Here is a 14,253-nt window from a genome sequence, read left to right as displayed (position 1 = left end):
CTTCCGCCCGGTCGCGGCATCCCACCCCGTAACCTGCGCCACAGCCGATCCCGGGAGAGACAGATGTTCCGCACGACCGCACTGCCCGCTGCCGTCCTTCTCGCCACCACCCTGCCGGGCGCCACCATGCTGACGGCCACCTCCGCCGGCGCCGCGCCGACGACCTGCCAGGGCCGGGCGGTGACGATCACCGGTCCCGGTGACACCTCGGGAACGCTGACCGGCACGGAGGGCACGGACGTCATCGCCACCGAGGGCGCGACGCGCGTCCTGGCGCTCGGTGGCGACGACCTCGTGTGCGTGACGGGTGGGGCCCGCCCCGTCGTGGACGCGGGCGCCGGCAACGACAGCGTGGACGCCAGCGCGGCCGTGGCGGGCAGCGAGACCGTCCTGGGCGACGGCGACGACCGCTACGTCGGGTCGCCGGCCTGGGACGTGGTGCACGCCGGGACCGTCCAGGCGGGCACCTCCCTCGACACCGGGCGGGACGCGATCGACACGGGCTGGCGCGGCCTGCGCGAGGACGTCGTGGTCTCGGGCCAGGCGCAGCAGGGCAACCCGGACGCGGTGCGGGCGGGCTGGGTCGACCTGTCGTGGTACGGCGTGGCGACCGGCGCAGGAGCGCTGGACGGAGGGGACGACAGCCTGCTCCGGCTCGACCCGGTCGAGGCATTAAGCGTCTCCATCAACGCCGACCTCGGCACCCTCGGCATGACCCGGGCACCGCTGCAGCCCATCTCGGGATTCTCGCGGTTCGCGGTCACCTCCCACCCGGGCCTGAAACGCTTCAGCTTCGGTGGCACCGGGCGCCACGACTCGCTGTTCTTCGACGGCCTGCGGAGCTCGACCCTCTTCCAGGCGTCCCTCAGGTCGGGGGACGACGAGCTGCGGATCGTCTCGCTGGAGAAGACCAAGGACAACGCCTCCCTCAGCGGCGGGCGCGGCACCGACCGCCTCGACCTCGGCATGGCCTCCGTGTCCGACGTCGACCTCGACCTCCGCAAGGGCAGGCTCTCGACCGGCCGCGGCAAGGGTGAGGTCACGATCGCGGCCCGCGGCTTCGAGGACGCCACCGTCGTCGCGCCGGACGTCGAGGTCCTCGGCACGCCCGACGCCAACGACGTGGCGGTCCTCGCGTGCCGCACGACCGCACACGGCCTGGGCGGGAAGGACATCCTCACCGCCCTCGACGCCACCACAGACCTGGGCCGCGTCGACTGCGACCGCAAGCCCCGGGTGCGTTTCCTGGGTGGCCCCGGCAAGGACACGCTCACCGGCTCGACCGGCCGCGACCTCCTGGTCGGCGGCCCCGGCGAGGACTTCGTCGACGGCAGGGAGGGACGCGACACCTGCCAGGGCGAGACGGTGCGCCGCTGCGAGGCACGCCGCTGAGCGAGGTGCGCCCGCGCTTGTAGCCTGTCCGCGATGAGCGACGAACTCCCTGCAGCCCCTGCCCCGGTCGACCGTGCCCGGTCGTTCGGCCCCGTCGCGGAGGCCTACGACCGCGGCCGCCCGTCGTACCCGGCCGAGGCGGTCGCCTGGCTCACCGGCGGCGAGGCGAAGGTGGTCCTCGAGCTGGCCGCCGGCACCGGCAAGCTGACCCGCGGGCTCGTCGACCAGGGGCACGCGGTCTTCGCGACCGAGCCCGACGAGGCGATGCTCGAGGTGCTGCGCGAGCGCGTGCCCGAGGTGAGCGCCAAGGTCGCGACCGCTGAGGAGATCCCGGCGAACGACCGCTCGGTCGACGTCGTGGTCGTGGCGCAGGCGTTCCACTGGTTCGACCACGACGCCGCCCTCCCGGAGATCGCCCGCGTGCTCAAGCCGGGCGGCCACGTGGCGCTGGTGTGGAACAGCCGCGACGAGCGGATCCCCTGGGTGCGCCGGATGGGCGACCTCCTCGGCCGCCAGGACCTCGACACCAGCTCGGCCGACCAGCTCGTGCACAGCGACCTCTTCGGCTTCGTGGAGGAGGCCAGCTTCAAGCACTGGCAGGAGGTCAACCGCGAGACCGTGCTCGACCTGGCGCGGTCGCGCTCGAGCTTCGCGGTGATGGACGAGGCCGAGCGCGAGCGCCACCTCGCCGAGGTGCTCGCCTTCTACGACGACTACGGCCGCGGCATGGACGGCATGCAGATCCCCTACGTCACCCGCTGCTACCGCGCGGCAGTGGTCGACGGCGACGAGCCGGCAACTTCCGGCCCCGACGATCCGTCACAGGAGGGACCGGTCGTGAGCGACGGCACCGACACCGACATGTTGCTCATCGACTTCCGCTGACTGCTCGCCCCGGGGGGACACCATGCGCCGCACGACGACACTGACCGCTGCCGGACTGCTCGGCCTGACCCTGCTCGCGCCGGCGTATTCCGCCGAGGCCGTGGGCGAGACCTGCCGCGGAGAGACCGCGACGATCGTGGGCACGCCGAGGAAGGACATCGTCGGCACCGAGGGCCGCGACGTGATCGTGACCAACCGCAGCCAGGACGTGACGACCCTCGGGGGTGACGACCTGGTCTGCATCACCGGCCCCGACCAGGGCAAGTGGACCGAGCGTCCGGTGGACATCGACACCGGCCCGGGCAACGACGTCGTCGACGGGACCGCGGCGCCCGACTGGCCGGCCACCGGGACCTTGGGAGCCGGTGCGGACACCTTCCTCGGCGGCGGGGGCAGCGACGACGTCGACGCCGGCACGCGGTCGGCCGACTACGACCACCTCGACGCCGACCGCGACACCCTGCTCGGCGGCGGCGGTGACGACAGCTTCGTCAGCGGCCAGGAGGGCGTGGTCAACGCCGACGAGGTCGACCTGGGTCGTGGGGACGACGACCTCGGCTGGAACGGACGCACGGCCCCCGGCGGCATCGTCTCCGGCGGCCCCGGCACCGACACGCTGTCCCTCAGCACCGCGGCGCACGACCTCGTCATCGACAACCCCGGTGGTCGGCTCACCGAGGACGGGCAGCAGACGCTCCCGTGGTCGCGGGTGGAGTCCTTCACCGTGTGGCCCACCCACGAGGATCCCGTCGACCTCGCGTTCACCGGCACCACGGCCGCCGACTCCCTCACCGTCTACGCCGCCAGCGCCGTCGTCACGGCCGACCTGGGCGGCGGCAAGGACGAGCTCACGACCGACTCGGTCCTCCTCGACGGCACCGTGCTCGACGCCGGTTCCGGGCGCGATCTGCTCTACGTCCTCGACCGCGAGCGCACCCTCGACGTCGACCTCGGCAAGGAGCGGCTGGTCGCCTCCGACGCGTCGGCGTCGTACGCCGCCACCGTCCGTGGCTTCGAGGACGCCGACGTGCACGCCCGCACGGTGCGCGTGAAGGGCACCGACCGGGGCAACGACATCGGAGTCTCGGCGTGCGACGGCTTGGTCCGCGGCCGGGGCGGCGACGACACCCTCAGCCGTCGGTACGAGTACTGGTTCGAGACCTCGACCGAATGTCCCGAGCACTACCGGATGGCCGGCGGCGCCGGCGCGGACGAGCTCAAGGGCCAGAGCGGCGACGACACGCTGGTCGGCGGCCCCGGCAACGACCTGCTCGAGGGAGCCAACGGCGACGACGTGCTGCGCGGCGGCCCGGGGCGGGACGAGGCCGATGGCGGCCAGGGACGCCGCGACCGCTGCAGCGCCGAGCGCGAGACGCGGTGCGAGCGCTGAGGCTCCCTCGGCGATTACTGTCGCCCCGTGGCGAGATGGCGGTGGCGGCGTACGTCCCTGGGCGGTGAGGCCGACCGCGCCGCGTTCCGCGCGCTGCACAACGCCTCGCTGGCCAGCCCGGCGCTGAGGGAGGGCCTGACGTCGGCGAGCGCCGAGCGGTCCGTGGGCCACCTCCGCGCCCTGCTCGGGACCCCGGCCGCCGGGCTGGGCGACAGCAGCGGCCTGCTGGCGTGGGACGGCCTCGGCGGCCACCACCGCAGCCAGCTGGCCGCCACGATCGCCCAGGTCACCGAGACCGGCCGGACGATGATCGTCGACGAGCGCACGCTCGTCTGCGACGACGGCGGCTGCCAGGTTCGGCAGGCGATCGTCAGCCCGCTGGCCGTCGACGACCGTCTCGTCGGCGCCCTCGTCGTGGGCGCCCCGCACACGACCGGCGGACTGGTCCGCGCCGCCGACGAGGTGGCGTCGTGGGTGAGCGGGCAGCTCGAGCTGGCCGAGCTCGACGCGTCGCGCACCCGGCTGATGGAGGCCGAGGTCCGGGCGCTGCGTGCGCAGATTAGTCCCCACTTCATCTACAACTCGCTCGGCGCGATCGCCAGCTTCGTGCGCACCGACCCCGACCGGGCCCGCGAGCTGCTGCTGGAGTTCGCCGACTTCACCCGCTACTCCTTCCGCCGCCACGGCGAGTACACGACGCTCGCCGAGGAGCTCCGCTCGGTCGAGCGCTACCTCCTCCTCGAGCAGGCCCGGTTCGGCGAGCGGCTGCACGTCACCTTGCAGATCGCCCCGGAGGTGCTGCCCGTGGCCGTGCCGTTCCTGTGCATCCAGCCTCTGGTGGAGAACGCCGTACGCCACGGGCTGGAGGCGAGTGCCGACAAGGCGGACGGTGTCGGCCGGCTCTCGATCACCGCCCGGGACCTCGACCAGGAGTGCGTGCTCGAGGTCGAGGACGACGGCACCGGTGAGGACCCCGACCGGGTGCGCCGGGCGCTCGCCGGCGACGCGTCGATGGACTCGGTCGGGCTGGGCAACGTGGACGCACGGCTGCGCAACGCCTACGGCGACGACTACGGTCTGGTCGTCGAGACCGCGCCCGGCGCCGGCACGAAGGTGATCGTGCGAGTGCCGAAGTTCGCCCCCGGAGTCCAGGTATGACCGCCACGCCGCTGCTCAAGGTCCTCGTCATCGACGACGAGCGGCCGGCGCTCGACGAGCTCACCTTCCTGCTCGGGCGCGACCCGCGCATCGGCGAGGTGATGGGCAGCGACTCCGCGACCGAGGCGCTGCGGGTGCTGCAGGCCGAGGAGGTCGACGCGGTCTTCCTCGACATCCAGATGCCCGGCCTGACCGGGCTCGACCTCGCCCAGGTGCTCTCGCGCTTCAAGTCCCCGCCGCCGGTGGTGTTCGTGACCGCCCACGAGGAGCACGCGGTCGCCGCCTTCGAGCTCCGGGCGGTCGACTACGTCCTCAAGCCGGTGCGCGAGGAGCGCCTCGCCGAGGCCGTACGACGGGTGGTGGAGGCCGGCGGCCCCGCGCCGTCGGGTGACGTGCAGATCCCGGTGGAGCGCGGCGGTGTCACCCGGTTCATCAACCGCTCCGAGATCACCCACGTGGAGGCGCAGGGCGACTACGCCCGGCTCCACACCGCCGAGGGCTCGCACCTGGTGCGCACGCCGCTCAGTTCGCTGGCGGAGCAGTGGGCCTCCGCGGGCTTCGTGCGCATCCACCGCTCGGTCCTCGTCGCGCTGCCGCACGTCGAGGAGGTGCGCAGCGAGGGCGGCCGGGTCAGCGTCGTCATCGGCGGCACCGAGCTCCCGGTCAGCCGACGCCACACCCGCGAGCTGCGGTCCGTGCTGACCCGGCGCCAGACGTGAGCGACCAGCCGCCACCGCGGGTGCGGGTCACCGGGCCCCCGCGGCGCCGCGCGGACGCCGTACGGTCGACGGGGACGCGCGAGATCGACGCCGAGACGGCGCTCGGTGAGGTGTTCATGCGCTCCCTGCTGCGCGAGCAGCTGCTGCTGGCGGGACGGGTGCTGGTCGCGCTGGCGCTGACCCTCGGGCTGCTGCCGGTGCTGTTCCACCTGGTCCCCTCGCTCGGCGACGTACGCCTGGGGCCGGTGCCCCTGGCGTGGCTGCTGCTCGGGCTGCTCACCTATCCGTGGCTGGTGCTGCTCGGCTGGTTCTACGTCCGGCGCTCCGAGGCCAACGAGCGCGACTTCGCCGACCTGATGGGCACCGTCCTGCCGGAGGACCCCCCGTGAGCACGAGCGTCGTGCCCGGCGTCGTGGCGGTCGTCCTGGTCTCGCTGGCCACGCTCGCGATCGGCACGTGGGGCCTGCGCATCTCGCGCACGACCAGCGACTTCTTCGTCGCCTCCCGCACCGTCCGCCCGCGGCTGAACGCGAGCGCGATCGGTGGCGAGTACCTCTCGGCAGCCTCGTTCCTCGGCGTCGCCGGGCTGCTGCTCACCTTCGGCGCCGAGATGCTCTGGTACCCGGTCGGCTGGACCGCCGGCTACCTCGTCCTGCTCGTCCTCGTCGCCGCACCGTTGCGTCGCTCCGGGGCCTACACGCTGCCCGACTTCGCCGAGGCACGGCTCGGCTCGCGCGGGGTGCGCAAGCTCTGCTCGGTGCTGGTGGTCGGGATCGGGTGGCTCTACCTGCTGCCGCAGTTCCAGGGAGCCGGGGTCACCCTCCGGGCCACCATCGACGCGCCCGCCTGGTCCGGCTCGCTCGTGGTCGCGCTCGTCGTGCTCGCGTCGGTGAGCCCCGGCGGGATGCGGTCGATCACCTTCGTGCAGGCCTTCCAGTTCTGGGTCAAGCTGACCGCGCTGCTCGTCCCGGTCTTCGTGCTGCTCGCGGTCTGGGCGAGCGACGGCGCACCCGACCCGACGCGTGCGGCGCCGACGTCGTGGTCGGTGCCGCTCGCCTCGTCCGGCGGCAGCATCGGGCTCTACACGACGTACTCCCTGATCATCGCGACCTTCCTCGGCACGATGGGGCTGCCGCACGTCGTGGTGCGCTTCTACACCAACCCCGACGGGCGGGCAGCCCGGCGCACGACGCTCGCGGTGCTGGTGCTGCTCGGCATCTTCTACGTCCTGCCGCCGCTCTACGCCGCCCTCGGCCGCATCTACGCCGCCGACCTGGTCGACGGGCGCTCCGACGTGCTGGTGCTCGAGCTGCCGCACCTGATGGTGCCGGGCCTGGCAGGGTCGGTGCTCACCGGGCTGGTCACCGCCGGCGCCTTCGCCGCGTTCCTGTCGACGAGCTCGGGGCTGACCATCGCCGTGGCCGGCGTGCTGTCCCAAGACGTCACCGGGCGGCGGTGGGGCCGCTACCGGCTCGGCGGGGTGGCGGCGTTCCGCGTCGCGGCGGCGATCGCCGTCGTCGTACCCCTGCTGGCGTCGCTGCCGGCGCAGGACGTCGCGGTGGCCCGGACCGTGGGCCTGGCGTTCGCGGTGACGGCGTCGACGTTCGCGCCGCTGCTGATGCTCGGGATCTGGTGGCGGGGCCTGACCCCCGCCGGGGCCGTGGCGGGGCTGCTCGTGGGCGGGCTCGGCTCCGGCGCAGCGGTCGCGTGGACGCTGGGAGCGTCACCGTCGGGCGGCTGGACGGCCGCGCTGCTCGGCCAGCCCGCGGCGTGGTCCGTGCCGGCGTCGTTCCTGACCATGGTCGTGGTCTCCCGCATGACGCATGCGTCGGTCCCTGCCCATGCCGGTCGGTTCATGGTCCGCCTCCACACCCCTGAGGCCGTCGAGCTCGAACGCGGCTAGACCATCGGGCACCTTCTGCGCGGTTCGCCAGTCACCCCTAGGGGTGGCTTGTTAGGTTCGGGCCACACACGTGGGTTGGGGAGACATGAGGATCAGGACGCTCGTCGCGTCTCTGGCTGGGCTGGTGCTGGCGTCGCTGACGGTGCTGCCCCCTGCAGCCACGTCCCCGCCGGCGCCCCGCGCGGCGCCCGGCCACGTCGGGCTCTGGGACGCCGACTTCGGACCCGGCCTCGAGGCTGCGGACTGTGGTCGCTGGCGGCTCGACGACGGCTTCTGCACGGCCAACGACTGGCGCAACGGCGTCGAGCTCGGCACCCGGTTCCGGGCCTCCCGCGTGGTCAGCGTGGTCGGCGTCCGGGTCTACCGCGTCGACCCGGCGACGGTCACCGGCTCCTTGTGGGACAGCCTGGGCAACCGGATCGCGACGGGGACCTTCGCGCCGACGACGCGCAAGGGTTGGCAGGACCTGGTCTTCGCCCAGCCCGTCACCATCTCCCCCGGCCAGACCTACATCGCGTCCTACCACACGCCGGCCACCAAGTACGCCTTCCAGTACGACTTCTTCGACCGCGCGGTCACCCGCGGACCCATCACCGCCCTGCGGGCGACGGACTCCGCGCCCAACGGCGTGCACTGCTACGACGTCGCGCCCTGCACCTCCCCCACGGACGGCTTCCGCAGCTCGAGCTACTGGGTGACGCCGCTGTGGCAGAACGCGTCGGACCCGACCGCTCCCACCCCGACCACGCCGACCCCCACGCCGCCCGCCGCAGCCGCGCCGGTGGTGAACGCGTCCGCGCCCAGCGCCGGGGCCACCCGGGTGAGCCGCACCGTCGCCATCAAGGTCACCTTCTCGACCAAGATCCGTGCCGCCACCCTCACCCGGGCCAGCGTCCGCCTGCACCGCAAGGGCAAGGCCGCGCGCGTGCCGACGCGGATGTCGTACGACGCCAAGCGGGCGCGGCTCACCCTGAAGCCGAAGAGCCGCCTGCGGCCCGGCACGACCTACCGCGTCGTCGTGACCTCCAAGGTGCGCGACACCCTCGGCAACGCCCTCGACCAGGACCCGGACAAGCCCGGCATCCAGAAGGCCAGCTGGACCTTCCGGACCCGCTGACCCTCAGCCACGCAGGCGGAACTCGTTGCCGTCCGGGTCGGCGAGGGCCCGCGCGACCGTGTCCTCCTGGCTCGCGGCGTTGCTGCTCAGGTGGACGTGGATCTGGTTCAGCCCGACCTCGCCGGAGGGGCCGAGGAGCTCGCGCCAGAAGGACGCGAGCCGCTCGGGGTCGGCGGAGACGATCGTCAGCGACTGGAGTCGTGCTGCCATGCCTGCACCGTAGGCGGGTGCTCGGCTTCCCGCGCGCACGGACACCACACGTGTCCGCGTTGTCGCCCCCCGGACCAGACTTTCGGGGCGACTTCTCGGACACGTGTACGCCTCAGGGTTCCTGGCTGACCGCGTTCCTGTCCGGATCGGCCGCGGGGCTGGTGCGGATGATCCCGTCCCGCACGGCCCTACCTGCTGTTCGAGCGGTGCCGGGAGTCGTGGCCACCGCGTGGACGACGACCGAGGTCGGGTGGTCCTTGACCAGCGTGCAGACGACAGTCACCAGGAGATCCGCCGTCCTGTCGCGCCTCCCTCATCAGCCGCGTGCCTGCTTCTGGCCCACGGTCGCTCCAGTCCACCGCTGCGGCCAGTGGACTGGTGGCTGCACGTCCCGGTACGGACGTCATGGAGCGCCGACCTACAGCGCGCGCACCCCGTCCTCCAGCTCGGCGAGCGCGTCGGCCAGCGACACGGCGGGAGCCCAGCCCCAGGATCGCGCCCGGTCGGCGAGGATCTGGCCGGTCCAGGCCTCGCCGCCCTCCCAGACCGGCTCGACGCTGAGGGCGCGGGCCACGGTGCCGACGTAGTCGCGCTGGGTGGCCGGCTCGCTCGCCACGTTGACCGGGGTGCAGCCACCCGCGAGCGGGCCGGACGAGATGTCCGAGCCGGCGGGGATCGCGCCGGTGGCCAGGTCGGCGGCGAGCGCCGCCAGGTCGGTGACGTGCACCCAGGCGAAGGACTTGTCGGGCTGGGCGCGGCGCTCGGACTCGGAGTCGCGCAGCTGGGCGGGTCGGACGGAGTTCCAGACCGAGGACTCCCCCTGCCCGAGGATGGCGGGGGGCCGCAGCAGCACGCGCGTCGCGCCCTCGAGACGGTCGAGGGCGGCGTCGACGTCACGCTTGATGACCGGGTAGTCCCCGGCGTCGTCGTCCACCAGCGCCGAGCCCTCGGAGACGTCGCCCGCGCCGGGACTGCGGTCGTAGACGGCGGCGGTCGAGACGTGGACCAGCAGTGGGACGCCGGCGTCGGCCGCGGCCGTGGCGATCACCAAGGTGCCGTCCAGGCCGACGCGGCGCTGCGCGTCGTGGTCGCCGCCCAGCGGGTGCACGGTCGTGACCAGCGCGTCCGCGCCGGCCACGACGGTCTCGGCGAAGACCGGGTCGGCGAAGTCGCCGACGTGCTCCTCGACGCCGGGCAGGTCCGGCGCAGCACCCACACGGCGTACGACGGCACGCACCGTCGCACCCCGCTCGCCCAGGGCAGCCACCACGTGGCTGCCGACGAGGCCGTTGGCTCCGGTCACGACGACGATCGGTGAGGTCATGCCTCCACAGTGACAGCCAGCCGGTAGCCCCGCTTCACGACCGTCAGCACCGCCTTGGTCCCGATCGCGGCGCGCAGCCGGGCGACGGCCATCTCGACCGCGTGCTCCGAGCCGGCCTGGCCGCTGGGCAGCGCGGCCAGCAGCGCACGGCGGGAGACCACGAACCCGGGGTTTACCAGCAGCGCCATCAGGACCGACGCAGGCGCCGGGGACAGCTCGACCGGTACGCCGTCGAGGATCAGCGAGTCGCCGTGCACGATCAGCGTCCGCCCGTCCGCGAGGCGTACGTCGACGCCGTCGCGCCGGGTCGGCAGCTCGGTCTCCAGCTGCTTGACCATCCCGGCCAGGCGCGAGCGCTCGGGGAAGATCGTCGGCACGCCCCACATCTCGAACGCGGCCGCCGTGACCGGTCCGACGCAGGAGGCGACCACGTCGGACTGGAAGGCCGAGATGACGTCGTCGCGCCGACCGACCGAGAAGGCCGCCTCCATCAGCGCTCCCACCGCGGGCGCGGACGTGAAGGTGACCGCGTCGAGCTCGCGGTCGGCGACCAGGTCGATGAGGTGGAACATCGGCTCCGGGTCGTCGGCCGACGCGACCCGGTAGATCGGCACGGTGACGACCGACGCACCCCGGCGGCGCAGCGCGTGCGCGGCCATCGAGAGCGACTGGCCGTGCTCCTGCACCACGATCCTCCTGCCGGTGAGGTCGCGACCACGCAGGTGGGCGAGGACGTCCTCGAAGCACTCCGACTCCGGCGCCCACAGCTCTCGCAGGCCGTGGCGACGCAGCACGCCCACGCTCTTCGGCCCCCGCGCGAGGATCTCCGCGCCCCCGAGCGTCGCCACGAGGTCGTCGTGGAGCCCGGCCTCCCGAGCGGCCTCGAGCCACGTCTTCATCCCCACGCCGGTGGTCGCCAGGAAGAAGTCCACCGGAGCGGCGAGCACCTCCTTCGTCGCGGTCAGCAGCTCGGCGAGGTCGACGTGGTTGGGCTCCAGGGACAACGCCGCCGCCCACTCCACGCGCGCCCCACGACGCTCCAGCAGGGCCACCTGCTCCTCGGCCTTGCGAGCAGCGGTGACCCCGATCCGGAAGCCGTCGAGTGGCAGCGCCGTCACGTGGCCTCCCGCGGGGCGCCCACCAGCACGCGTCCGTCGACCACCGCGACGTCGTACGCCGGCACGCCCGCGCTGTCGTCGTCGAGGCAGCGGCCGGTCCGGAGGTCGAAGGCCTGCTTGTACATCGGCGAGCTCACCACGGGCGCGTCGCCGCGGCTGCCGACGATGCCGCGCGAGAGGACCGACGTCTGGCTGAACGGGTCGATGTTGCCGAGAGCGTGGACCGAGCCGTCGTGGGTCCGGAAGACGGCGACCGCCTGCCCGTCGACCAGCGCGGCGACACCGCCCTCGAGCGGGATGGCGTCGACGGCGCACACGGCCGTCCAGGTCATCTCGGTCATCTGGGTCGTCCGGGTGGCCGTCATGCCGGTGCCCCCACCGGGATCAGCGCCGGCGCGATGGGCTGGATCTGGTCGCGCTCGGTCGTGAAGGAGACCGTCGGGTCGGGGGTGTCGGGGGCGTTGACGAAGGTGACGAACCGGGCGAGCTTCTCGGGGTCCTCGAGAGTCGCGCGCCACTCGTCGGCGTACCCACCGACGTGGCGGGCCATCTCCGCCTCGAGCTCCGCACCGAGACCGAGCGCGTCGTCCACGACCACCTCGCGGACCCGGTCGAGCCCGCCGTCGAGCTGCTCGATCCAGGTCGACGTGCGCTGGAGCCGGTCGGCGGTGCGGACGTAGTACATGAGGAAGCGGTCGAGGTAGGACACGAGCGTCCCGGTGTCGACGTCGCCCGCCAGCAGCCGGGCGTGGGCGGGCTTCGCGCCCCCGTTGCCGCCGACGTAGAGGTTCCACCCCTTCTCCGTGGCGATCACGCCGAAGTCCTTGCCGCGTGCCTCGGCGCACTCGCGGGCGCACCCGCTGACGCCGCCCTTGAGCTTGTGGGGGCTGCGCAGGCCGCGGTAGCGCAGCTCCAGCGCGATCGCGAGGCCGACGGAGTCCTGGACGCCGTAGCGGCACCAGGTCGAGCCCACGCAGGACTTCACCGTCCGCAGGGACTTGCCGTAGGCGTGCCCGGACTCGAAGCCGGCGTCGACCAGCCGCCGCCAGATCGCGGGCAGCTGCTCCATCCGGGCGCCGAACAGGTCGATGCGCTGGCCGCCGGTGATCTTGGTGTAGAGGTCGAAGTCGCGGGCGACCTCCCCGATGACGATGAGCTTCTCCGGGGTGATCTCGCCGCCGGGGATGCGCGGGACGACGGAGTAGGTGCCGTTGCGCTGGATGTTGGCGAGGTAGGCGTCGTTGGTGTCCTGCAGCTCGGCCGTGCCGCGCTCGAGGACGTGGGTGCTGGTCTGGCTGGCCAGGATGCTGGCGATGGCGGGCTTGCACACGTCGCAGCCGCGGCCGGTGCCGTGGGCCTCGACGATGTCGTCGAAGCGTCGGTAGCCGTGGACCGCGACGACGTCGAAGAGCTCCTGCCGGGTGAGCCGGAAGTGCTCGCACAGTCCCTTGTCGACCACCTTGCCGACGCTGGCGAAGTGCTCCTCGACGAGGTTCTTGACCGTGGGCACGCACGAGCCGCACGTGCTGCCGGCGCGGGTGCACTGCTTGACCGCCGCCACGTCCTCACAACCCTGCTCGGTGACCGCGTGCAGGATGTCGGCCTTGGTGACGTCGTTGCAGGAGCACACCTGCGCGTCGTCGGGCATCCCGAGCCGGACACCGCCACCGGCCGGGAGGATGAGCTGCTCGGGGTTGTCGGGCAGGGCGAGCCCGCTGCTCACCATCGGGCGCAGCACGCCGTACGCCGACGCGTCGCCGACGAGGATCCCACCGAGCAGCCGGAACGAGCCGGCGTCGGACTCCGCGACGACCAGCTTCTTGTAGACGCCGGCGACGGCGTCGGAGTAGACGAGCTCGAGGGAGTCGGGCGTCCTGGCGAAGGCGTCTCCGAAGCTGGCCACGTCGACGCCGAGCAGCTTCAGCTTGGTGGACATGTCGGCGCCGGTGAAGGTGCCGGGACCGTCGAGCAGCGCGTCGACGACGACCTCCGCCATCGCGTAGCCGGGAGCCACCAGCCCGTACATCGTCCCTCCGGGTGCCGCGCACTCGCCGATCGCGAAGATCGCCGGGTCGCTGGTGCGGCACTGCTCGTCGACCAGCACGCCACCGCGCTCGGCGACCGCGAGGTCGCACTCGCGGGCCAGGGCGTCGCGGGGCCGGATGCCGGCGGAGAAGACCACCACCTGCGCCTCGACGGTCGTCGTGGGTGCACCTTGCTCGGTGCCGGCCGGGCGCATCCGCAGGCCGGTGACGCGGTCGTCGCCCTCGACCTCCTCGGTGAGGACGTCGGTGTGGGCGGTGACGCCCAGCCGCTCGATGTGCCGCACCAGCGTGGAGCCGGCGGCGTCGTCGAGCTGGACCGGCATCAGCCGGGGCGCCATCTCGACGACGTGGGTGTCCAGGCCGAGCTGCACCAGCGCGTTCGCCGCCTCGAGACCCAGCAGGCCGCCACCGATCACGATGCCGCTCGTCGCGGTCGCGCTGGCGGCCTTGATCGCCTGCAGGTCCTCGATCGTGCGGTAGACGAAGCATCCCGCCAGGCCGCGGCCCGGGACCGGCGGCACGAACGGCGCGGCGCCGGTGGCGAGCACCAGGACGTCGTACTCGTGGACGGTCACTGCTCCCGGGTGCGCCAGCGGGTCACCCACCGCGGCCGGAGGCGACACCACCGTGACGGTCCGCTCGGCCCGGTCGACCTCGGTCACGACGCTGTCGAGCACCAGCCGGACGCGCGGGTCGTCGTACGCCCCGCCGGGGAGGAGGGTCAGGGCCTCGTCGCCGTCGCCGTCGGCGGCGTGGCTGAACCAGCTGGTCAGCGCGACGCGGTCGTACGCCGCCCGCGGCTCCTCGCCGACCACGAGCACGTCGTGGGTCTCGGTGAGGCCGCGCTCGACCGCGGCCTGGGCGAACCGGTGGCCCACCATGCCGTGCCCGACGACGACGATCCGCTGGCGCTTGCTCATGCCGAGGACGCTAGGAACGCGATGTTTCCCGGTGGTCGGGTGAATGTTTCGGCTGTGAAAACTGGGCGGCAC

General features: G+C 73.2%; 13 protein-coding genes. 8 read left to right on the top strand and 5 right to left on the bottom strand.

Annotated elements, in window-relative coordinates; genetic code table 11:
- The first annotated feature begins 63 nt into the window (after window positions 1–63).
- The 8 genes from ASC64_RS20565 to ASC64_RS20530 all read left to right on the top strand — a co-directional run bounded on the left by ASC64_RS20565 (window position 64) and on the right by ASC64_RS20530 (window position 8,564).
- Window positions 64–1,392 (top strand): hypothetical protein, encoded by a 1,329-nt coding sequence (locus tag ASC64_RS20565; RefSeq protein ID WP_056909408.1) that lies wholly within the window; start codon window positions 64–66, stop codon window positions 1,390–1,392.
- Between the two features lie 33 nt (window positions 1,393–1,425).
- Window positions 1,426–2,277: a class I SAM-dependent methyltransferase gene (locus ASC64_RS20560; protein ID WP_056909407.1), complete on the top strand. Its 852-nt coding sequence runs from the start codon at window positions 1,426–1,428 to the stop codon at window positions 2,275–2,277.
- Between the two features lie 22 nt (window positions 2,278–2,299).
- Window positions 2,300–3,667 carry a calcium-binding protein gene (locus ASC64_RS22905; protein WP_056909406.1) on the top strand — a complete coding sequence of 456 codons (1,368 nt, stop codon included), beginning with the start codon at window positions 2,300–2,302 and terminating at the stop codon, window positions 3,665–3,667.
- Window positions 3,668–3,694: 27 nt separating this feature from the next.
- On the top strand, window positions 3,695–4,825 hold the full coding sequence (locus tag ASC64_RS20550; protein ID WP_082550685.1) for a sensor histidine kinase: 1,131 nt from the start codon (window positions 3,695–3,697) through the stop codon (window positions 4,823–4,825).
- Window positions 4,822–5,544, top strand: a complete 723-nt coding sequence (locus ASC64_RS20545) for a LytR/AlgR family response regulator transcription factor (protein WP_200937928.1) — start codon at window positions 4,822–4,824, stop codon at window positions 5,542–5,544. The genes ASC64_RS20550 and ASC64_RS20545 overlap by 4 nt, the downstream gene beginning before the upstream one ends.
- Window positions 5,541–5,933, top strand: coding sequence for a hypothetical protein (locus ASC64_RS20540; RefSeq protein ID WP_056909405.1), 393 nt, complete (start codon window positions 5,541–5,543; stop codon window positions 5,931–5,933). Before ASC64_RS20545 ends, ASC64_RS20540 begins: the two co-directional genes overlap by 4 nt.
- Window positions 5,930–7,447, top strand: coding sequence for a sodium/solute symporter (locus ASC64_RS20535; protein WP_056909404.1), 1,518 nt, complete (start codon window positions 5,930–5,932; stop codon window positions 7,445–7,447). Before ASC64_RS20540 ends, ASC64_RS20535 begins: the two co-directional genes overlap by 4 nt.
- A gap of 85 nt (window positions 7,448–7,532) precedes the next feature.
- On the top strand, window positions 7,533–8,564 hold the full coding sequence (locus ASC64_RS20530; protein ID WP_082550684.1) for a DUF4082 domain-containing protein: 1,032 nt from the start codon (window positions 7,533–7,535) through the stop codon (window positions 8,562–8,564).
- Between the two features lie 3 nt (window positions 8,565–8,567).
- On the opposite strand, the gene ASC64_RS20525 is transcribed toward ASC64_RS20530, so the two are convergent.
- From ASC64_RS20525 to nirB, 5 genes are all read right to left on the bottom strand, one after another.
- Window positions 8,568–8,774 carry a hypothetical protein gene (locus tag ASC64_RS20525; protein ID WP_056909402.1) on the bottom strand — a complete coding sequence of 69 codons (207 nt, stop codon included), beginning with the start codon at window positions 8,772–8,774 and terminating at the stop codon, window positions 8,568–8,570.
- Window positions 8,775–9,192: 418 nt separating this feature from the next.
- On the bottom strand, window positions 9,193–10,098 hold the full coding sequence (locus tag ASC64_RS20520; protein ID WP_056909401.1) for an NAD-dependent epimerase/dehydratase family protein: 906 nt from the start codon (window positions 10,096–10,098) through the stop codon (window positions 9,193–9,195).
- Complete coding sequence (locus tag ASC64_RS20515; RefSeq protein ID WP_056909400.1) at window positions 10,095–11,216, bottom strand: uroporphyrinogen-III synthase; 1,122 nt, start codon at window positions 11,214–11,216, stop codon at window positions 10,095–10,097. Before ASC64_RS20515 ends, ASC64_RS20520 begins: the two co-directional genes overlap by 4 nt.
- Window positions 11,213–11,581 (bottom strand): nitrite reductase small subunit NirD, encoded by a 369-nt coding sequence (gene nirD / locus ASC64_RS20510; protein WP_056909399.1) that lies wholly within the window; start codon window positions 11,579–11,581, stop codon window positions 11,213–11,215. Before nirD ends, ASC64_RS20515 begins: the two co-directional genes overlap by 4 nt.
- Window positions 11,578–14,181 (bottom strand): nitrite reductase large subunit NirB, encoded by a 2,604-nt coding sequence (gene nirB, locus ASC64_RS20505; RefSeq protein WP_056909398.1) that lies wholly within the window; start codon window positions 14,179–14,181, stop codon window positions 11,578–11,580. Before nirB ends, nirD begins: the two co-directional genes overlap by 4 nt.
- Between the last annotated feature and the right edge of the window lie 72 nt (window positions 14,182–14,253).

It is taken from the genome of Nocardioides sp. Root122 (assembly GCF_001425025.1).
In the GTDB taxonomy this organism is placed as follows: Bacteria; Actinomycetota; Actinomycetes; order Propionibacteriales; family Nocardioidaceae; genus Nocardioides.
The sequence above is the reverse complement of the archived record's forward strand: the minus strand, read 5'-3'. Positions and strand labels throughout refer to the sequence as shown.